The sequence below is a fragment of the Thermopolyspora sp. NPDC052614 genome, from assembly GCF_040678635.1.
In the GTDB taxonomy this organism is placed as follows: Bacteria; Actinomycetota; Actinomycetes; order Streptosporangiales; family Streptosporangiaceae; genus Thermopolyspora.
This window is the reverse complement of sequence record NZ_JBFATZ010000006.1, coordinates 438,730-453,076: the sequence shown is the minus strand read 5'-3', so window position 1 is coordinate 453,076 and position 14,347 is coordinate 438,730. Positions and strand designations below refer to the sequence as shown.

The following is a 14,347-nucleotide window of genomic DNA, read 5'->3' as shown; positions in this document are numbered from 1 at the left end:
CACCGTGACCAACGCCCGTCTAGCCGACATCGCAGCCCAGGCCGGGGTCAGCGAGGCCACCGTGAGCCGCGTGCTCAACGGCAAGGCGGGCGTGTCCGCGGCGACCCGCCAGGCCGTCCTCACCGCCCTCGACCTGATGGGCTACGAGCGCCCGCAGCGCCTGCGCCAGCGCAGCAACGGCCTCATCGGCCTGGTCACCCCCGAGCTGGACAACCCCATCTTCCCGGCGTTCGCCCAGGCGATCGAGCGGGCGCTCACCCAGCACGGCTACACGCCCGTGCTGTGCACCCAGTCCCCCGGCGGCATGCAGGAGGACGACTTCACCGAGCTGCTGCTGGAGCGCGGCGTCACCGGCATCCTGTTCGTCTCCGGCCTGCACGCCTCCACCACCGCCCGCGTCGACCGCTACATGCGCCTCACCGACCGCGGCCTGCCCATCGTCCTCATCGACGGCTACAACGAGACGATCAAGGCCCCGTTCGTCTCCCCCGACGACCGCCACGCCGCCCGCCTCGCCGTACAACACCTGGTCGACCTCGGCCACGAGCGCATCGGCCTCGCCGTCGGCCAGCGCCGCTTCGTCCCCGTCATCCGCAAAATGGAGGGCTTCCGCCAAGCGATGTCCCAGCTCCTCGGCATCACCGACTGCGATGACCTCATCCAGGACTCCCTGTTCACCGTCGAGGGCGGCCAGGCCGCCGCCCAGGTCCTCCTCGACCGCGGCTGCACCGGCATCGTCTGCGCCAGCGACCTGATGGCCCTCGGCGCCATCCGCGCCGCCCGCCAGCGCGACCTCTCCGTCCCCGGCGACGTCTCCGTCGTCGGCTACGACGACTCCCCCCTCATCCCCTTCACCGACCCCCCGCTCACCACCGTCCGCAAGCCCATCGCCGCCATGGCCCAGGCCGCCGTCGCCTCCCTCCTGGAGGAAATCAACGGCATCCCCTCCCGCAACATCGAACTCGTCTTCCAGTGCGAACTCGTCGTCCGCGGCTCCACCGGCTCCGGCCCCCTCGTCAACCGGTAGCCAAGGGCGTACAGCGGTCGATGATCGGTGCGCTGTATCACGGCGATGTCGCCGACTCAGATCATTCGGCCGGGCGACTGTGATTCCACGCCGTGCTGAACAGCAGGTGCGCGTAGTCGTACATCAGGCCCGGGCGGTGGGCGATCAGGCATGGAGATCGCCGCCCGTGTTCGTCCTGCCGATACATGGTGAGGTAGGCGACGTCGTCGGTGAGGATGACCCGATGGAGGTTGGGAAGGTCGTAAAACCGCAACGAGATGTTCTCCCGACATCGCGCTACCTGCCGTATGTACGCTGCGTTGATGCGCACCTGTTGGCTGAGCAGACCGGGAGAGAAACCCGGATCCACGCGGCTCATCTCCGCCTCACGCCGGGACAACCAGGAGCCGGGCCCGAGATCGGCGTCGGGAAGCAGAACCTGAATCGACTCCAGCCGACCGTCAGCGGCGTCCCATACGGGCGCAAAGCCGTCGCGGGTCAGTTCGTTGCCGCGCCCCGCGAGCACTCGGACCCATCGGGCACGAGCCAGGTCGGCCGCCAGATGCGGCGCGGCCATGTGCTGGTGAGGAAGAACACGGCGGATGCCGAGGCCGGTGAGCCGGGAAAGGAGCGCCAAGGGCCAGCGGCGGATGTGTGTGGAGAACACCCAGCTTCCGGCCACGGCCAGCGCGCTGGCCAGGATGGAGCTCACCACGCCGAGCAGGATCTCGTCCATCCTGTCTCCTTCTGCGAGCCGCGAGGGCGAGCAGCTCAGCTTCTGGGAATCGGCAGGTAGGGAAGCAGAGCGCGCAGGATGGTGGCCGCGTGCCGGGCCGCCAGGTCGTGGTGGTCATAGCCCTTGTTCTGGCTGGCGTCGTCGGAGATGCCGCGAACGACGACCCAGCCGCGGACCTGATGGGGGCCGTCCTGCTCGTGGAACGCCTGGGTGAGGCCGCCGGCCTCCATTTCCACTCCGAGAGTCTTCTCGTTGTAGGCCTTGAGATATCGGACGATCTCCGACTTCGCGTCGGCGATCACCGCGTCTCCCGATCCGATGAGCCCTCTGTGCACCCGGAAGTCGTGGGCGGCACTGTGGCCGTCGAGGGCCCGGAACGCGGACGGCTCGCCGTGATCGGTAAAGAAGGAGTTGACGGCGTGCCCGACCATCGCCGGGGATTCACGCTCCTCGCCTCTGCGCAGCCGTCCGCGAGGTGTCTCCTTCCGCAGGTCGTAATAGACCACCCGGGTGGTGATGACTACGTCGCCGATCGCGATGTCCGTGCCGATGCCGCCCCCGATTCCGGTCAGCGCGATGATGCTGGGGTTGTAGTGCCGACGCAGATAGTCAAAGGCGACGACGGGCGAACGCTGTCCCATCGACAACGCCTGAAATGAGGCGACCCGGGTGGTCACGCCACCTTCCTCGACGGTGCCCTCGAAGAACGTCAGAGTGCCGGCATGGACCCGGTGCAGGTCGAGGACCTCGCGTACGGCCCTCGCCTCCTCGCTGAGGATCGTGATCACGCCGACATCGGCGTGGCCCGTGCGCCCCGGTTCCTTGCCCGGGTCATCTGTCCTGGCCTGTCCTTGGTACCCCACGTTGACCGTCGCCCCCGGCCCGACGGCCGACTGGCTGACGTTCACGGTGCCCCCGTGGTTGGCGATGCCGCTGTTGCCGTTCATGACTGGCCTCCCTCGCCTGCCGATGGTTGTCCTTGACCGCCGTCCGACTCGCGGACGTCCATGCGAACCTGCGCGTGCGGCCCCACTGCCGACTGTTTGATCTCGGTCTTCCCGCCCATGTTCAGCACGCCGGTGTTGATGATGCTGGCGGCCCTCCTTCTGAATCCGGAGGTGTCGATTTCGTGCGCTTCGAGAAAATCCTCGGTGGCCTTGAGCAGGCGCTGCTCGATGAGTTTCACGTGGTCATGAATCGTGACCTTGTCCAGTTGGGCGTGCTCCCAGGGAGTCGACGCCTCCTCGCGGACGCTGAGGCGTGCGCCGATGGCCATGCCGCGCCGGGGCTTGACGAGACGGGTCTTACGCGCCCGTATCGCCCCCAAGAGGAGCATGGGTGCCTCCGCCAGCCGCCATGCCTGCGCGACCTCGGTGGGGAGGTTGAACAGTCGGCGCAGGATGGCGCGCAGCACCGCGCCCGCGCCGCTCTCCGCGAAGGCGTTGAGCACCTGGTACTCGGCGGGTGTTCGGGTCAGCGCGCACGCGGCGAAGTCGAGGCTGAGGGCTCGGCCCTTGACGGTCACCCGCAGGAAGACCGTGGTGACCAGTTCACCGGTTGCGCTCGCCGAGATTTCCAGAAAGTGGTGAACGGGACCGTAAGGATCGTCGATGGCCGGGTCGATGTCGTCTCGGCCGGACGGGTCCTCCAGCCAGACCGGGGACGCCTGTACGTCGGCCTCATCCACGTATAGGCGATCACGGATGGTGAAGCCGCGCAGCCCCATCGGATCCTCGGTGTCGCCGATCAAGGCCATCGCCCTCCTGAGGAACGCGACGAGTTCATGCGCTCTGAAGGGCGGTGTGGCGTGTTCCAGCACGGACATCGGCACATGCCCGGAGGGGTTCCCGGCGTCCTGTGCCCGGCGTAGGAGCGGCACGGTGAGCGGAGGAAGCCATCGGTGCACGAGCACTCCCGCGCCGACGAACGGGGTGTGGTCCTCGTCGGTGAACGCTTCGGCGTCGTCGAGCGTCGCGTCCACCTCACGCTGTTCCGAGGCGTGCCTGCGGTAGACGACGTAGCGGTGAAACTGCTGATCCTTGATCGCCTGGAGGCGACGGGTCAGCGTCTTCGGCTCCAGTGAGGCTGTCCGGTACATGCGGTTGAGGCAGACCTGCTGGGCCGCGCCGTGCCCGCCCACCGCGAGGGCGATCAGCAGCGAGAGGAGGATCGTCGCCCTGGTCATCTGGTCCGGGGAGGCCTGGGCGAGCCCGGCGACCAGGAGCGGTGCCAAGGCGAGGACCGCGCATCCCAGTGCGGTGAGCCGCAGGAGCCGTTTGTGATATCGCAGTTCGTCCGACTCGCTCCGCCACCTGGTTCGTCGCAGCCATTTGTCCATCGTCGCCTTCGCCTGCAGGGGCAGCATCGCAAGCCCGCTGGTGATCGCCTGACGCGACAGGCGCAGGCATCCCAGCACGCAGGCGGTGGAGAAAGCGGCGGGAGGGTGGACAGCCACCCCGATCGCGATGGTTCCCACGACGCACAGGTGCTGAAGCATTTCCAATGTCCAGGCGCGCCAGGCATGGACCACGACGGGTACCAGGTCGAACCCGTACGACGGGGCGACCAGGTGGTTGGTGTCGTTGTGCACATGGCGGAGGACCATGTCGCGCAGGGCCCGGTCCCGGTAGACGCCTGTACACAGGTGCCGACCAGCGGCGTCCTTACGAAAGGCCGGGTTGATCTCGCGCTTCGCGAGCGTCGAGGAACGGGCCATGTCGCCCTCCCATACCCCTTTAGGTCTACTCGACCATAAGTCACCGCGCTTTTTTGGGTCAATATGACTTTTAGTAGGCTGGCTGGATGGAGCACAAAACCGGCTGGCTACCGGAGGCATCAGTCCATGTGACCGTGGACCTGGTGATATTCACGGTCCGGCAGGACCGGTTGCACGTTTTGTTGATCGAGCGGGGCGACGAGCCTTATCGAGGCTTGGCGGCGCTACCTGGCGGTTTCGTCGCCGAAGACGAGACTCTCGACGAGGCCGCCCGGCGAGAGCTTCGGGAAGAGACCAGGCTCGACGGCGATGCGCTGCATCTGGAGCAGTTGCGTGCTTACAGCGATCCTGCGCGCGACCCGCGCGGCAGGATCATCACAGTGGCCTACCTGGCGCTCGGCCCGAACCTGCCCGTGCCGGTCGCGGGCACCGACGCCGCGGCGGCGCACTGGACGCCCGTCTCATCCGCCCTGGACGGCGACATACGGTTGGCCTTCGATCATGCCCGGATACTGCGTGACGGGCTGGAACGTGCTCGGTCGCAACTCGAACACACGACCGTCGCGGCCGCCTTCTGCTCAGAACCGTTCACGGTGGGCGATCTGCGCCGCATCTACGAGGCCGTGTGGGGCTTCAAGCTCGACCCCAGCAATTTCCGCAGAAAGGTGACCCGTACCGAAGGGTTCCTGCAGCCGACAGGCGACCGGCGCCTTCCTGAGATCGGACGCCCAGCCGCCCTGTACCGTAGGGGACCCGCGTCCCTGTTGGTGCCCCCGCTGTTGAGGTCGAGCGAGGATCCCGCCGTATCGCAGGGTGACAATCTGGTGGAGGCGACTGGATAGGCGAGGCATGCGTACTCCAGCGATGGCGAGCGTGCGTGCGGAGGGCGGTTGAACAAGGCGAACCGGGATAGCGATGTGTGGGATGTGGTGGTGATCGCCGGGGCGGGGGTGGACACCACCGTGTACGTGCCGGAGCTTCCGCTGCCGTACGCCGAGACCTATGTGGTGCCGCCCGTGATCGACCGCATCGGCAACACCGGCAGCGGGGTCGTCCTCGGGTGCGGCGCGCTGGGGCTGCGGGTCGCGCTCGTCGACCTGCTCGGAGAGGATCCGCAAGGGGATCTGGTCAGGGCTCATCTGGAGAGCCGGGGCGTGGAACTGGTCTGGCGGGCCGTGCCGGAGGGGACCCGGCGCAGCGTGCTGCTGGTCGGGCCCGACGGGCGGCGCACGTCGTTATTCGACCCCCGGCCGGCTCCCGGACGCCGCCTGCCCCGCGAGCTCTACCTGCCCCTCGTCCGTACGGCACGGCACGTGCACGTGTCCATCGACGACGCCGCCCGCGACGTCTACGCGGACATTTCCGACATCGGCGTCCCGGTGTCCACGGACCTGCATGACTGGGACGGCGAGGAGGAGCATCACCGGGACTTCGCCTACAACTCCGATCTGGTCTTCCTGTCCGCCGCGAAACTGCCGGACCCGGAGTCGGTGATGCGCGACATCCTCGCCCGAGGCCGGGCGTCGGTCGTGGTCTGCACGGCGGGCGCCGAGGGATGCCACGTGCTGGTGCCGGGCTGGGAGCGGGCGCGGCGCTTCCCCGCCGTACCGCTGCCCGGACCGGTGGTCGACAGCAACGGCGCGGGGGACGCCTTCGTCTCGGGCTTCCTCTACGGGCGGCTGTCCAGTCGGCCGCTCGAGGAGTGCGTACGGCTCGGCGCCATCGCCGGCGCCCACGCGTGCACCGTCCGGGGAACCCACGAGAGCCCGATCGACGAGCGCACGCTCCTCGATCGGTAGAACCGACGCGCGATTCCCCCAGATCGCGGAGCCCGCAGGGCCCGCGAGGCCGATTCGCCCTGCTTCGGTGGCGAAAGCCGCGCGGACAGCCGCCGCCGGAGCCTGCGACGCCGCACTCCGCCGCCGAAAGCGCTGGTGCGTGACGACGGTTGGCCGTCAATCGGCGGTTCCGGGGGCGGGTGCGGCGTGTTCGGCGGCGCGGCTGACCTGTTCCCAGGCCGCCCAGGTCTCCATCCGCCGCCGGGAGATGTCGAAGGCCACGTCGTAGACCATGCTGCCGAGCAGCAGTCGCAGCGGCGGGTCCTCGCTGTCGACCAGCTTCAGCAGCGCCTCGGCGGCCAGGCGCGGCTCGCTGTCGATCGAGCTTTCGGCCCACTGCTTCTCCAGTTCGGCGCGCAACGGGCCGTACTCCGGCAGAGCCGACGTCGTCGTCATGCTGGTGTAGAGGTCGGTCCAGTAGCCGCCGGGCTGGACGATGCTGAGCTTGACGCCGAACGGGGCGATCTCCATCGCCAGCGCCTCGCTCATGCCCTCCAGCGCGAACTTGCTCGCACTGTACATGCCGGTGCTCGGGAAGCCGCCCAGGGCGGCGATGCTGGAGATCTGCACGATATGACCGGACGCCTGGGCACGCAGGTGCGGTAGGACGGCCTGGCAGACCCACATCGCGCCGAAGAGATTGACGTCCAGTTGGGCGCGTGCCTCGGCCTCGGTGAACTCCTCGATCATGCCGGAGGACATGGTCCCGGCGTTGTTCACCACGATGTCAAGCCGGCCGAAATGCTCGACCGCGCTGTTCACCGCGGCGAACACGGCGTCGCGGTCGGTCACGTCCAGGGGAAGGGCGAGGAGCCGGTCTCCGTACCGGTCGTCGAAGTCGTCTCGCGCGACGGTACGGGCGGCGGCCGCCACCTGATCGCCGCGCTCAAGCGCGGCCAGCGCGAACGCACGGCCCAGGCCGCGGCTTGCTCCCGTGATGAACCAGGTGCGGGAAGGGGCGGCATCCGAGGTGCGCATACGCGAAGTCCGATCCGTCGCGGCTTGGAGCGTGACAATCCGTGTCGCCGTGAATGGTAACCACGTCGGCCGACACTCAACCGCGTACGCCACCCCGGCGGCGCGAGGAGCAGGCTGACCGGGTCGCTTATCGGTGTTTGTCCAGTGGCGGACGCGCGACCGTCCGGCCCGGCCCTACGCGAGAGGGCCGGGACGGACGGTCGGGTCAGGGGCCGTGGCGGCTCGGCGGGTCGGGACGCCGTACGGTCAGCGCAGGTCCGCCGCCTCGCGGGCCAGTTTTTGGATGAGGGTGTAGTCACCGGCCGCCAGTGCGTCGCGCGGGGTCAGCCAGGAGCCGCCGACGCAGCCCACGTTCGGCAGGGCGAGGTACTGCGGCGCGGTGTGTGGGGTGATGCCGCCGGTTGGGCAGAAGCGGACGTCGGGGATGGGGCTCGCCAGCGACTTCAGGTACGGCACGCCCCCGGCGGCCTCGGCGGGGAAGAACTTCAGTTCGCGCAGGCCGCGTTCGGCGAGGGTCAGCACCTCCGAGACGGTCGCGGCGCCGGGGAGGAAGGGCAGGCCGCTGTCGAGCATGGCGTCCAGCAGGGTGGGGGTGACGCCGGGGGAGACCAGGAAGCGGGCGCCGGCGCGGACGCAGGCGTCCACGTCGGCGGGGGTGCGTACGGTGCCCGCCCCGATCACGGCCTCGGGGACCTCGGCGGCGATGCGGCCGATGGCGTCCAGCGCGCAGGGGGTGCGCAGGGTGATCTCGATGGCGGGGAGGCCGCCCGCGAGCAGGGCGCGGGCGAGCGGCACCGCGCGGTCGGCGTCGTCGATCACGACGACCGGGATGACGGGGGCGAGGTCGAGCAGGGTCATGTGAGGGTCACTTTCACATCGTTGTTGCCGCCCGCGATACCCGGGCCTTTCGTCGCGCCGTCGTCGGAGGATGCGTGGAACGCCATGGGGCCGTTGGGCCGGGAGCCCGGGGTGTCGCCGGGGTCGGCCGCGGTGGAGCGGTCCGGAATGTCGGCGCATTCGGGCCGGTGGGGCCGTCCGGGCGTGGTTCCGGGATCCGTGCCCGTCGCAGGGCCGGTCGCAGGGCCGGTCGCAGGGCCGGTGGCAGGGCCGGTCGCAGGGCCGGTGGCAGGGCCGGTGGCAGGGCCGGTCGCAGGGCCGGTGGCAGGGCCGGTCGCAGGGCCGGTGGCAGGGCCTGTGGCGGGGCCTGTGGCAGGGGTGGCGGCCGGGGTGAGGTGCTGGGCGAGCCAGGCGGCGGCGCCGGTGAGGGCGGGCTGCTGGGCGACGATGAGGCTGGTGGAGATGGAGGCGAGGTAGTCCGACAGGATCGGGTGGATCTCGAAGCGGCGGCGGAAGTCGCTGGCGCGTACGCGGTCGGCGATGCGCGGGAGCACGCCGCCGCCGAGGTAGACGCCGCCCCGGGCGCCCAGGGTGAGGGCCACGTTTCCGGCGAAGCCGCCCAGGAGGCCGCAGAAGACCTCGATCGTGCGTACGCACAGCGGGTCGTCCACCCGGGCCACGATCTCCGAGGCCGGCGGGGAGTCGGTCGTCACGCCCTCGACGAGGGCGAGGGCGTGGTGCAGGCGGGTCAGGCCGGGGCCGGAGATCAGGTGTTCGGCGTCGACGTAGGCCATGCCGTCGGCGCGCAGCGCCCGTACGACCTCCATCTCCAGGTCGGTCACGGCGGGGGCCGCGACGTGACCGCCCTCGGCGGGCACCGGCACCCAGCCGTCGCCCGCCGGGACGAGACCGGCCACGCCCAGGCCGGTGCCGGGGCCGAGGACCGCCTTGACCATGCGCGCGGCGGGCGGGGGGCCGCCGAGCGGCTCCAGGTCGTTCCCGGCCAGGGACGGCAGGGAGAACGCGAGCGCCTCGAAGTCGTTGAGCAGGTGCGCGCCGGGGAGGCCCAGGTCGCGGACCGATCCATACCAGCCGGCGTTGGTGAGCCGGTATCGGTCGCCGTCCACCGGCCCGGCGATCGCCAGGCACGCCGCCCCCGGCCGAACTCCGCCCCCGTACAGGTCGAGATAGGCGGCTACGGCATCGGGAAGCCCGTCGTACTCGGCGTCGGGCAGCACGGCGATCGCCTCGGGGGATCCGCCCGGCCGTCTCACCAGGCCGAAGCGGGCGTTGGTTCCGCCCACGTCGGCGACCAGCCAGGGACTCTCCGCGGAAGGTACTGCGTTCAACCTCGAGCTCATTCGCGACTTTCTCCACCGTTGAGGGCAAAGACGCCCGCGCCTTGTTCGGCCGGTCCCACCGTACGGCGAAGCGCGCCGAAAAGCTCCCGACCGGTCCCCGTCCACCCGGCGGCGGTCCGCTCCTCGGGGAGCGGCGCGGGCTCCCGCACGGCCAGTTCGGCGGCGGCGACGAGCACGTCGAGCGTCCCGGCGGTGGAGTCGAGCCGGATGACGTCGCCGTCGCGGACCAGGGCGAGCGCGCCGCCCCGCGCGGCCTCGGGCGACAGGTGGATCGCGGCGGGGACCTTCCCCGACGCCCCCGACATGCGCCCGTCGGTGACGATCGCCACCCGCTGCCCGCGGTCGAGCAGCGCCCCCAGCGGGGAGGTGAGCTTGTGCAGCTCGGGCATCCCGTTGGCGGCCGGCCCCTGGAACCGGACGACGGCCACGAAGTCGCGCCCGTCCAGCTCGCCGGCCTCGAACGCCCGCAGCAGCGTCGTCTGGTCGTCGAAGACCAGCGCCGGGGCCTCGATCACCAGGTGCTCGGGCCGTACCGCGGAGACCTTGGTCACCGCCCGCCCCAGGTTGCCGGTGAGCATGCGGATGCCGCCGTCGGGCGCGAACGGCTCGGCGACCGCCCGCAGCACGCCGGGGTCGTCGCTCCCCCCGGCGCGTTCCTCCCAGATCAGCTCTCCTTCCTTCAGCGCCGGCGCGCAGCGGTAACGGTCCAGGCCCGGTCCGGCGACGGTGAGCACGTCGCGGTGGAGCAGCCCGGCGTCGAGCAGCTCGCCGATGAGCACGGCCATGCCGCCCGCGGCCTGGAAGTGGTTCACGTCCGCCTCGCCGTTGGGGTACATGCGGGTGAGCAGCGGCGTCACGGCCGCGAGGGCGGCGAAGTCGTCCCAGGTCAGCTCGATCCCGGCGGCGGCCGCGACGGCGATCAGGTGCATGGTGTGGTTGGTGGAGCCGCCGGTGGCGAGCAGCGCGACGACGGCGTTGACGATCGCCTTCTCGTCGACGACCCGCCCGATCGGCGTGTACTCGTCGCCGTGCGCGGTGATCTCGGTCACCCGCCGCCCGGCCGCGGCGGTGAGCGCGTCGCGCAGCGGCGTGCCCGGGTTGACGAACGTCGCCCCCGGCAGGTGCAGGCCCATGACCTCGACGAGCACCTGGTTGGAGTTCGCGGTGCCGTAGAAGGTGCAGGTGCCGGGCGCGTGGTAGGACCGGGTCTCGGCGTCGAGCATCTCGGCGCGGTCGATGCGGCCCTCGGCGTACGCCTGCCGGGCCCGGGCCTTGGTCTTGTTCGGCAGCCCGCTCGGCATCGGCCCGGCGGGGACGAGGATCGCGGGCAGGTGGCCGAAGTGCAGCGCGCCCACGAGCAGGCCGGGCACGATCTTGTCGCAGACGCCGAGCAGCAGCGCCGCGTCGAACATGTCGTGCGACAGCGCGATCGCGGTCGACATGGCGATGATGTCCCGGCTGAACAGCGACAGCTCCATGCCGGCCCGGCCCTGGGTGATGCCGTCGCACATGGCGGGCACGCCGCCCGCGACCCGGGCGACGCCGCCGGCCTCCCGCACGGCCGCCTTCAGCGCCTTCGGATAACTCTCGTACGGCTGGTGCGCCGAGAGCATGTCGTTGTAGGAGGTCACGATGGCGACGCCGGGCCGTACGGCGCCGCGCAGGGCCAGCCGGTCGAACGGCGAGCAGGCGGCCATGCCGTGCGCGAGGTTGGCGCAGGCCAGGTCGCCGCGGGCCGGTCCGCTGCGCCGCGCCTCCTCGCCCGCGGCGGCGATCCGCTCCAGGTACGCCGCGCGGGTCTCGCGGCTGCGCGCGGCGATGCGTTCGGTGACCTCGGCGACCATCGGATTCATCGCTGTGCTCCCACAAAGCCCGAAAACTAAGGACAAGACGGACATTAGCGCCTAGTTTCGCTCTACACAACCCCACTTTGGTTAGTTAGGATGACAAAAGTTGAACTTCGGCTTCCGGAACGGAAGGTATGGTTGACTTGATCGTTGCCGACTTCCGGGACCGGGCATGACTCGACGAACCGCCTCCGCTCTCGCCACGAGCGGCGACGTGCTGCGGCTGATCCGCACCGGCGAGGCCGTCACCCGCGCCGACATCGGGCGCGTCACCGGGCTGTCCCGCCCGGCCGTCACGCTGCGCGTCGGCGAACTGCTGGAACGCGGCCTCGTCGTGGAGGACACCGAGGGACCCTCCACCGGGGGGCGGCCCCCGGTGCGGCTCTCCTTCAACGCCTCCGCCGGGGTCGTGCTCGCCGCCTCGCTGGGCGCGAGCCGTACCCAGGTGGCGGTCTGCGACCTGAGCGGCGAGCCGCTCGCCGGCACCGAGGAGGAGATCGACGTCGAGAAGGGACCCGACGTCGTCCTTCCCATGATCATGGACATCTGGTCGGGCATGCTCGGCGACCGGCCCGTCTCCGACGTGTGGGGCGTGGGCATGGGCGTGCCCGCCACCGTCGAGTTCGCCGCCGGGCGCACCGAGAGCGTGCGGGTCATGGCGAGCTGGACCGGCGTGGCGATCCCGCCGGTCATCCGCGAACGCTTCAACGCGCCGGTCTTCGTCGACAACGACGTGAACGTGATCGCGATGGGCGAGCACCGCCGCGCGTACGCCGACGAACTGGACGACCTGCTGTTCGTCAAGGTGTCCACCCGCATCGGCGCCGGGGTGATCGCGGGCGGCGGCATCCTGCGCGGCGCCCTCGGCGCGGCCGGGGAGATCGGGCACATCCCGGTGCGCGACGGCGGGGGAGTGCTGTGCCGCTGCGGCAACATCGACTGCGTCGACTCGCTCGCCAGCGCCACCGCGATCCTGCGCGACCTGCGCGCCAAGGGCCGCGACGTCTCCTCGCTCGCCGACGCCGTCGCCCTGGTCCGCGCCGGCGACGCCGAGACCATGGCCGTGGTACGGCGCGCGGGCCGGCTGCTCGGCGAGGTGGTCGCGAGCGCGGTCAACCTGCTCAACCCGGCCGTGGTCGTGCTCGGCGGCGACGTGGTGGAGGCGTTCCAGCCGCTGGTGTCGGCCGTCCGCGAGGTCGTCTACCGCCGCTCCACCGCCCTCGCCACCCGCAGCCTGCGCATCGAACGCAGCGTCCTCGGCCCGGCCGCCGGGATCGCGGGCTGCGCCTACATGGCCCTCGACCACGTCCTGTCCGCCGACGCCGTGGACATCGCGCGCTGACCCCGGCCCCGCGGGCGCGCACATCGGGTTCGCGGCGATGGGCGACGCGCCCCGGACCTCATGACCGGCGCTGCCGGTCCGGGCTTGACGGCGGGGGCATCGCGTCGACCCGATGCCCGGACCTCACCGCCGGGTCCGCCTGGTTCGCGCGGTGCTCCACTCGGCGGAGCCATCTCCGGCGCAGGCGATGCGGGTAATATTGCGCGATTCGTGGCCCTGGCGTCCCCGTACGTCAGGAGTGGCCGCACAGCAGGCGGTGCAGGGCGTGCTCCAGGGCGTGCCGGTTGGCGGCCGGGGACGGCCACGGCACGCGGACCAGGGTCGGCTCGTCCAGCCCTTCGCGAAGCGTGACGCCGTAGCGGTCCAGCTCCCACAGCCACACCTCGCCCTCGACCGGCCTGCCGAGCAGGCGGGCCGCCACCGGTCGCAGCGGCTCCCGGTGGGCGTTGTTGATGTGGTAGAGCAGGCGCTCGGCGTCCCGCAGGAACGGGTCGGGCTCGGCCGCGAGATAGTCCTCGGCGTCGAGGATGCCCGTCTCCTGCGCGGTCAGGTAGACGACGAAGCCGACGTCCAGGCGCAGCAGCCTGGGCGCGGACGGGTCGCCGGGCCGCTCCAGGGCGACGAACAGGTCCTCGTCGGGGCAGCGCTCGGCGATCGCGACCGCCGTCCGCCGGATCTCCGCCTCGGGTACGGCTCGCGCCCATCCCTGCGCCTTGAGCAGCCCGCGCAGCCGCGCGACGCCCCCGAGGTCGCGCATGCAGCTCAGGTCGACGGTGACCACGGCCTCGTCGTCCCCGGCGATCATGTGCAGCGTCTCGTCGGGCTTGACCAGCAGCACCGGCCGCCCGAGCTCGTCCACGCCGCCGCGCGCCGGGCCGGCCGGGAGCGCGGAGCCGGTGAGCGAGACATGGGTCGGGGCCGCCGTGGCGGCCAGCGAGCGGACGCGTTCGGGCGTCGGCGGAGCGGCGACGGGCTGGCGCATGGAGTTCTCCTTGAGGACCTGGGCCAGTAAGCTAGGTTAGGCTTGCCTAACTAAGTCTTACCTAAGCATAAAGAGGTATACATGCGCTACACGGGTCCCAAGGTGCGGTTGTCGAGGCGGGCGGGCGTGCCGCTGACGCGCAAGGCGGTGCGCTACTTCGAGGCCCGGCCGTACCCGCCGGGGGAACACGGGCGGAAGACCAGCCGCCGGAACGCGGGCGACTACGGCACGCGCCTGATGGAGAAGCAGAAGCTGCGCTGGTACTACGACGTGTCCGAGCGCCAGTTGCGCCGCTACTGGGACATCGCCCGCCGCCGTCCCGGCCGCACCGGGGCCGAACTGGTGTCCCTGCTGGAGTCCCGGCTCGCCTCCCTGGTGCTGCGCGCCGGCCTCGCCCCGTCGATCTACGCGGCCCGCCAGTACGTCAACCACGGCCACATCACCGTGGACGGCCGCAAGGTCGACATTCCCAGCTATCTGGTCAAGCCGGGCCAGGTCGTGGCCGTCCGGCCACGGTCGCGCGCCATGCAGCCGTTCGTCGCCGCCGCCGAGGGCGTGTACGCCGACGACCGTATCGCCCCCTACCTCGACGTCAACCACGCCGAGCTGCGCTTCACCCTGCTCTCCCGGCCCGAGCGCGAGCAGATCGCCGTACCGGTCGATGAGCAACTGATCGTCGAGCACTACTCGCGCTGAGGCGGGCG

At 70.9% G+C, this 14,347-nt stretch carries 13 protein-coding genes; 5 read left to right on the top strand and 8 right to left on the bottom strand.

Annotated features, from left to right (window positions below):
* Window positions 1-4: 4 nt before the first annotated feature.
* Window positions 5-1,027 carry a LacI family DNA-binding transcriptional regulator gene (locus tag AB0K60_RS16510; RefSeq protein ID WP_364054640.1) on the top strand — a complete coding sequence of 341 codons (1,023 nt, stop codon included), beginning with the start codon at window positions 5-7 and terminating at the stop codon, window positions 1,025-1,027.
* A 61-nt stretch (window positions 1,028-1,088) separates the two neighbouring features.
* On the opposite strand, the gene AB0K60_RS16505 is transcribed toward AB0K60_RS16510, so the two are convergent.
* The 3 genes from AB0K60_RS16505 to AB0K60_RS16495 are packed head-to-tail and all read right to left on the bottom strand — an operon-like array spanning window position 1,089 to window position 4,458.
* Window positions 1,089-1,742: a hypothetical protein gene (locus AB0K60_RS16505; protein ID WP_364054637.1), complete on the bottom strand. Its 654-nt coding sequence runs from the start codon at window positions 1,740-1,742 to the stop codon at window positions 1,089-1,091.
* A 35-nt stretch (window positions 1,743-1,777) separates the two neighbouring features.
* On the bottom strand, window positions 1,778-2,689 hold the full coding sequence (locus AB0K60_RS16500; protein ID WP_364054634.1) for a hypothetical protein: 912 nt from the start codon (window positions 2,687-2,689) through the stop codon (window positions 1,778-1,780).
* Entirely contained in the window at window positions 2,686-4,458 is a 1,773-nt protein-coding gene (locus AB0K60_RS16495; RefSeq protein ID WP_364054631.1) for a hypothetical protein, read from the bottom strand. The genes AB0K60_RS16500 and AB0K60_RS16495 overlap by 4 nt, the downstream gene beginning before the upstream one ends.
* Window positions 4,459-4,544: 86 nt before the next feature.
* Between AB0K60_RS16495 and AB0K60_RS16490 the strand changes: the two genes are divergently transcribed.
* A complete protein-coding gene (locus tag AB0K60_RS16490) occupies window positions 4,545-5,300 on the top strand; it encodes an NUDIX domain-containing protein (protein ID WP_364054628.1) in 756 nt (251 codons plus the stop codon).
* Between the two features lie 48 nt (window positions 5,301-5,348).
* Window positions 5,349-6,257: a PfkB family carbohydrate kinase gene (locus AB0K60_RS16485; RefSeq protein ID WP_364054625.1), complete on the top strand. Its 909-nt coding sequence runs from the start codon at window positions 5,349-5,351 to the stop codon at window positions 6,255-6,257.
* A gap of 156 nt (window positions 6,258-6,413) precedes the next feature.
* Here the strand turns inward: AB0K60_RS16485 and AB0K60_RS16480 are convergent, their stop codons facing one another.
* From AB0K60_RS16480 to edd, 4 genes are all read right to left on the bottom strand, one after another.
* Window positions 6,414-7,274: an SDR family oxidoreductase gene (locus AB0K60_RS16480; RefSeq protein WP_364054622.1), complete on the bottom strand. Its 861-nt coding sequence runs from the start codon at window positions 7,272-7,274 to the stop codon at window positions 6,414-6,416.
* Window positions 7,275-7,520: 246 nt separating this feature from the next.
* Window positions 7,521-8,132 carry a bifunctional 4-hydroxy-2-oxoglutarate aldolase/2-dehydro-3-deoxy-phosphogluconate aldolase gene (locus AB0K60_RS16475; protein ID WP_364054619.1) on the bottom strand — a complete coding sequence of 204 codons (612 nt, stop codon included), beginning with the start codon at window positions 8,130-8,132 and terminating at the stop codon, window positions 7,521-7,523.
* Complete coding sequence (locus AB0K60_RS16470; protein ID WP_364054616.1) at window positions 8,129-9,460, bottom strand: glucokinase; 1,332 nt, start codon at window positions 9,458-9,460, stop codon at window positions 8,129-8,131. Before AB0K60_RS16470 ends, AB0K60_RS16475 begins: the two co-directional genes overlap by 4 nt.
* Window positions 9,461-9,468: 8 nt before the next feature.
* Window positions 9,469-11,325 carry a phosphogluconate dehydratase gene (gene edd, locus AB0K60_RS16465; protein ID WP_364054613.1) on the bottom strand — a complete coding sequence of 619 codons (1,857 nt, stop codon included), beginning with the start codon at window positions 11,323-11,325 and terminating at the stop codon, window positions 9,469-9,471.
* A 166-nt stretch (window positions 11,326-11,491) separates the two neighbouring features.
* Here edd and AB0K60_RS16460 point away from each other — a divergent pair, with 166 nt between their 5' ends.
* Window positions 11,492-12,661: an ROK family transcriptional regulator gene (locus AB0K60_RS16460; protein WP_364054610.1), complete on the top strand. Its 1,170-nt coding sequence runs from the start codon at window positions 11,492-11,494 to the stop codon at window positions 12,659-12,661.
* Window positions 12,662-12,893: 232 nt separating this feature from the next.
* On the opposite strand, the gene AB0K60_RS16455 is transcribed toward AB0K60_RS16460, so the two are convergent.
* Complete coding sequence (locus tag AB0K60_RS16455) at window positions 12,894-13,643, bottom strand: DUF2470 domain-containing protein (RefSeq protein ID WP_364054607.1); 750 nt, start codon at window positions 13,641-13,643, stop codon at window positions 12,894-12,896.
* An 81-nt stretch (window positions 13,644-13,724) separates the two neighbouring features.
* Between AB0K60_RS16455 and rpsD the strand changes: the two genes are divergently transcribed.
* A complete protein-coding gene (rpsD, locus tag AB0K60_RS16450) occupies window positions 13,725-14,339 on the top strand; it encodes a 30S ribosomal protein S4 (RefSeq protein ID WP_364054604.1) in 615 nt (204 codons plus the stop codon).
* The last annotated feature ends 8 nt before the right edge of the window (window positions 14,340-14,347 follow it).

What these genes read in the sequence shown, in the direction of transcription:
- AB0K60_RS16505 (WP_364054637.1), bottom strand. Translation starts at nt 1,742, where the DNA reads ATGGACGAGATCCTGCTCGGCGTGGTGAGCTCCATCCTGGCCAGCGCG.
- AB0K60_RS16500 (WP_364054634.1), bottom strand. Translation starts at nt 2,689, where the DNA reads ATGAACGGCAACAGCGGCATCGCCAACCACGGGGGCACCGTGAACGTC.
- AB0K60_RS16495 (WP_364054631.1), bottom strand. Translation starts at nt 4,458, where the DNA reads ATGGCCCGTTCCTCGACGCTCGCGAAGCGCGAGATCAACCCGGCCTTT.
- AB0K60_RS16490 (WP_364054628.1), top strand. Translation starts at nt 4,545, where the DNA reads ATGGAGCACAAAACCGGCTGGCTACCGGAGGCATCAGTCCATGTGACC.
- AB0K60_RS16480 (WP_364054622.1), bottom strand. Translation starts at nt 7,274, where the DNA reads ATGCGCACCTCGGATGCCGCCCCTTCCCGCACCTGGTTCATCACGGGA.
- AB0K60_RS16475 (WP_364054619.1), bottom strand. Translation starts at nt 8,132, where the DNA reads ATGACCCTGCTCGACCTCGCCCCCGTCATCCCGGTCGTCGTGATCGAC.
- edd (WP_364054613.1), bottom strand. Translation starts at nt 11,325, where the DNA reads ATGAATCCGATGGTCGCCGAGGTCACCGAACGCATCGCCGCGCGCAGC.
- AB0K60_RS16460 (WP_364054610.1), top strand. Translation starts at nt 11,492, where the DNA reads ATGACTCGACGAACCGCCTCCGCTCTCGCCACGAGCGGCGACGTGCTG.
- AB0K60_RS16455 (WP_364054607.1), bottom strand. Translation starts at nt 13,643, where the DNA reads ATGCGCCAGCCCGTCGCCGCTCCGCCGACGCCCGAACGCGTCCGCTCG.
- rpsD (WP_364054604.1), top strand. Translation starts at nt 13,725, where the DNA reads ATGCGCTACACGGGTCCCAAGGTGCGGTTGTCGAGGCGGGCGGGCGTG.